Source organism: Nocardia sp. NPDC057455 (genome assembly GCF_042802775.1).
GTDB lineage: Bacteria > Actinomycetota > Actinomycetes > Mycobacteriales > Mycobacteriaceae > Nocardia.
In genome coordinates, this window is sequence record NZ_JBHVDM010000179.1 from 1 (window position 1) to 3,928 (window position 3,928).

Here is a 3,928-nt window from a genome sequence, read left to right on the forward strand (position 1 = left end):
GGGAAGCACCGCGTCGCAGGCCGCCTACGGCAAGGTGGTGAGCCTCGCCCGAATCGGTATTCGCACAACGCCATTCGCGTTCGCCCCAGTGCACCCAACGGCCCGCGATCGGTGATACGCGGCAGGGGTGGGCGCGTAAGCAATATTTCTATTCTCAGAGAGTACTGTTCTCATAGCCTCACGGCTCCGGCGCACGGTCCGGCGTGGAGGCGGAGCGGAAGGACGCGAAACGTGGCCGAATCGAAGATGCTGGTGTTCTCCAACGCCGTGGAGGGACAGGACGATGCGTTCAACGAGTGGTACGACAATCAGCACCTCGCCGAAGTTGTCGACGTACCGGGCGTGTCGAGCGGGCAACGTTTCGAGATCGTGCCCGCCGCCCTGCCCGGCGGCAGCGGCGATGCGCCCGCGCACCGGTATCTGGCGGTGTACGAGCTGAGCGACGATCCCGACACGGTCGTGCAGGCGTTCCTGGCCCGCGCTGCCAATGGGGAGATCGAACTCAGCAAGGCGCTGGATGTCTCGACGCTCGCCGTGTCGGTGTGGCGCGCCCGCGGCGGCGCGCACACGGCGGACTGACGGATCGACCGGGGGCGCGGTGAAGGTGTCGCGCCCGCAATCTCACCGCCGTGCCACCGACGGCATCTCCGCCATGGAGAAGATTTGACCCGGGGGCCGAGTGGCCGCTGCGCCGAGCTCGCGCTCCGCGGCATCGATCGCACGCCATCCCGGCCATCCGACCGCGTCGGCGCCACGCTCGGCCATCCGTGCGCGCAGGGCCTCCCGGTCGGCCACCTGACGAGCCAGGGTCGCGCCGTGGAGGTCGCCGGCAGCGCCGCGACGGTTTCGGCATCCGCACCATCGACATCTTGCGCATGAGAATGGCATTCTCGCTCAGGTAATGCCGCGGCCCGAGATGCCGTGGGCGCAAAAGGCCCAGACCTCCTCGGGGGTGAGCGGCTTCGCATCGGGATCCGCGTTCGCCGGCTGCGAGGTGAACATCACCGTATGCATGATCATCGCGGCGAGGCGGCGTGGATTGGCGGCGGCGGTGAGTCTTCCCGCCGCCTGCGCTTCCGTCATCAGTTCGGTGAACAGCGCGAACAACGACGCATGCGCCATCCGTACTTCCGTCGGATGGGAACTCAGCAGTTGAGGCGAGAACTCGGTGAACAGCGGCCGCCGCGCGTCCGGATCCGGACGGCACAACTGGAACAGCAATTCCACCGCCGTCCGCAATCGGTCCAGCGGTTCGCCGCTGTTGATCGTGGCGGCGCGGATCTGCTCCACGGTGCGGCCCAGCGCGTCCTCGTACAGCGCGAGCAGCAGTTCGTGCTTGCCGTCGAACTGGAGATAGAAGCTGCGCAATGACTGCCGGGATCGGTCGACGACCTCCTGCACCGTGAAATCCGTACTGCCCTTCTCGGTGATGATCGCCTGTGCCGCGTCCAGGAAGCGTTGCACTCGCTGCCCGGCCCGCATCTTGGCGGTGCGCAGCGACCGCTCCACGGCGCGCTGTTTCCAGGCAGGCTCGCGCCGCCCCTCCACGTCAGTCATGGTCGCCGCGTCCCGCGCGCCGACTCGCCCGCACTCGCCGCGAACCACGCATCACCGCATGATACCCGTTCGGAACCATCATTCTTCTCCTACGGCGCTTAGTGTCTAGGAAGTGAAACTACTATTATCTTGAATGAAGAACCATATTCTCAATACGATGCGAGGGAACTGGTTCCGACATCGTCGAGGAGGGCGATCGGATGTTGCTGGAGTTCGACTCCGATCAGCGGTTATGGCGCGACACCGTGCGCGAGGTGGTCGCACGGCACTGTCCCGTCGCGCTGATCAGGGACATCGCCGATCGTGGCGCGGATGCCGGGCCCCTGTGGAAGGTCTATCGCGACCAGGGATGGACTGCGCTGACCGATCCGGGTGACATGGTCGAGCTGACGATCGTGCTGGAAGAACTGGGGCGGGCCACCGATCCGACCCCGTACCTGGCCACGATGACCCACTACGCGCCGCTGGCCGCTGAGACCGAGCCCGCGGTGGCGGGAACAGCGGTGTTCGACGGCATCTCGGCGCACCGCGACGGGGCGGGGTGGATCTTGAACGGCACCGCCCACGTGCTCGACGGCGATCGAGCCGAACGCCTGGCGGTCGCCACCCAGGCGGGGGTGTTCGTGCTTCCCGCCGACCGAGTCGCCGCGCGCCGGATCACTGTCTTCGACCCGCTGCTGCACGTCGCCCAGGTGACGCTGGAACAGGTGCGCGCCGGTGCCGACGACCGACTCGACCGCGATGTGCGCCACGCCAGGGAAGTCGCGCTGACCGGCCTCGCGGCCACCATGGTCGGGGCGTGTCAGCGGGTGCTGGACCTGGTTGTCGAGCACGTCGGCGTACGCCGCCAGTTCGGGAAGCCGATCGGCGCGTTCCAAGCGGTCGCGCACAAGGCCGCCGATATGCATGTCGCCGTCCAGCGTGCCCGCGCGCTGACCTACTGGGCCGCACTGACCATCTCGGCGGGCGATCCCCGGCGGCATCTGGCCGCCGTCATGGCCAAGGCGGCCGCGGGCGAGTGCCAGGCGGTGGTCTTCCGGCACGGCCTGCAACTGTTCGGCGCCATGGGCTACACCTGGGAGAACGATGTGCAGTTCGCGTTGAAACGGGCCAAGGCCGGGGAACTGCTCCTCGGCGGCGCCGACGAGCATCGCGCCACGATTGCGAGGGAGTACCGTGCAGCTGACCTTCGATGACGATGTGGAAGCGTTCCGCGCCGAGTTCGTCGAGTTCCTCGACCGGCATCTGCCGCCGGAGGCCGCGGCGGGCGGACGTCCGCGGTCGACTTCTCACGTTCCCGACTGGGCGCGGCGGTGGCAGCGGATGTTGTTCGAGCACGGCTGGCTGGTGCCGGGCCACCCGCCGGAGTTCGGTGGCCGCGATGCTGGGATCCTGCAGCAGTACGTGCACCGCGAGGAGTTGGCCCGGCGCGGCATCTACGAGCACTTCAATCCGCAGGGCGTCGGTATCGTCGCCGCGTCGCTGATCACTTTCGGGACGCCGGAGCAGCAGCGGCGCTGGGCGGTGCCGATCCTGCGCGGCGACCTCACCGCCTCGCTCGGGATGAGCGAGCCGGACGCGGGTTCGGATCTGGCCGGCCTGCGTACCAGGGCGGTGCTGCGCGGTGACCGGTTCGTCGTGGACGGGCACAAGATCTGGACCTCGGGTGCGCACGATGCCGATGTCCTGCTCGCGTTCGTGCGGACCGATCCCGACGCGCCGAAACATCAGGGCATCTCGGCCCTGCTCATTCCGACCGATCTGCCGGGAGTGCGCTGCCAACCGTTCGCCTCGGTCTGCGATCCGGACGACCTGGACTTCAACGAGGTGTTCTTCACCGCGGTCGAGGTACCAGACGAGAACCTGATCGGCGAGCTGAACAAGGGCTGGCGGGTGGCCAACGGATCGCTCGGGCACGAGCGCACGCTGCTGTGGCTCAGTTTCGCCGACCGGCTGGACGGTCTGCTGGCCGATTTCCGGCCGGATACGGCCGTGGCCGCCGATCGCTACGCCGGCCTCGTCCTCGACGCGCACGCGCTGCGCCTGCTCGGATCGGACGCGCTCGCCAAGGCCGCCCGCGGCGAGGACGCCGGGGCCGCACTCTCGGTGCTCAAATTGCTGGGATCCGAAGCGGTGCAACGCGGAGCCGAGCACGCGTTGGCTGCCGCGGGGCCGAACGGGTTGCCGCATCCCGATGTCACCGCGCGGCACAGTGTGTTCAACCTGGAAGAGACGGCGCCGAGCTGGTTCGAGCGGTTCGTGCGCAGTTTCGCGGGCACCATCGCGGGCGGCACCTCGGAGATCCAGCGCAACATCATCGCCGAGCGCATCCTGGGCCTGCCCCGTCGGTGACGGTCCCGCCGGTCGGCGT

General features: G+C 68.3%; 4 protein-coding genes. 3 read left to right on the top strand and 1 reads right to left on the bottom strand.

What is annotated here, in order from left to right:
- The first annotated feature begins 231 nt into the window (after nucleotides 1–231).
- Nucleotides 232–579: a hypothetical protein gene (locus tag ACFU5M_RS34130; RefSeq protein ID WP_379055692.1), complete on the top strand. Its 348-nt coding sequence runs from the start codon at nucleotides 232–234 to the stop codon at nucleotides 577–579.
- Between the two features lie 315 nt (nucleotides 580–894).
- Here the strand turns inward: ACFU5M_RS34130 and ACFU5M_RS34135 are convergent, their stop codons facing one another.
- Nucleotides 895–1,557, bottom strand: a complete 663-nt coding sequence (locus ACFU5M_RS34135; RefSeq protein ID WP_379055694.1) for a TetR/AcrR family transcriptional regulator — start codon at nucleotides 1,555–1,557, stop codon at nucleotides 895–897.
- A gap of 200 nt (nucleotides 1,558–1,757) precedes the next feature.
- Between ACFU5M_RS34135 and ACFU5M_RS34140 the strand changes: the two genes are divergently transcribed.
- On the top strand, nucleotides 1,758–2,753 hold the full coding sequence (locus ACFU5M_RS34140; protein ID WP_379055696.1) for an acyl-CoA dehydrogenase family protein: 996 nt from the start codon (nucleotides 1,758–1,760) through the stop codon (nucleotides 2,751–2,753).
- Entirely contained in the window at nucleotides 2,734–3,909 is a 1,176-nt protein-coding gene (locus ACFU5M_RS34145) for an acyl-CoA dehydrogenase family protein (protein ID WP_379055698.1), read from the top strand. Before ACFU5M_RS34140 ends, ACFU5M_RS34145 begins: the two co-directional genes overlap by 20 nt.
- Nucleotides 3,910–3,928: the final 19 nt, after the last annotated feature.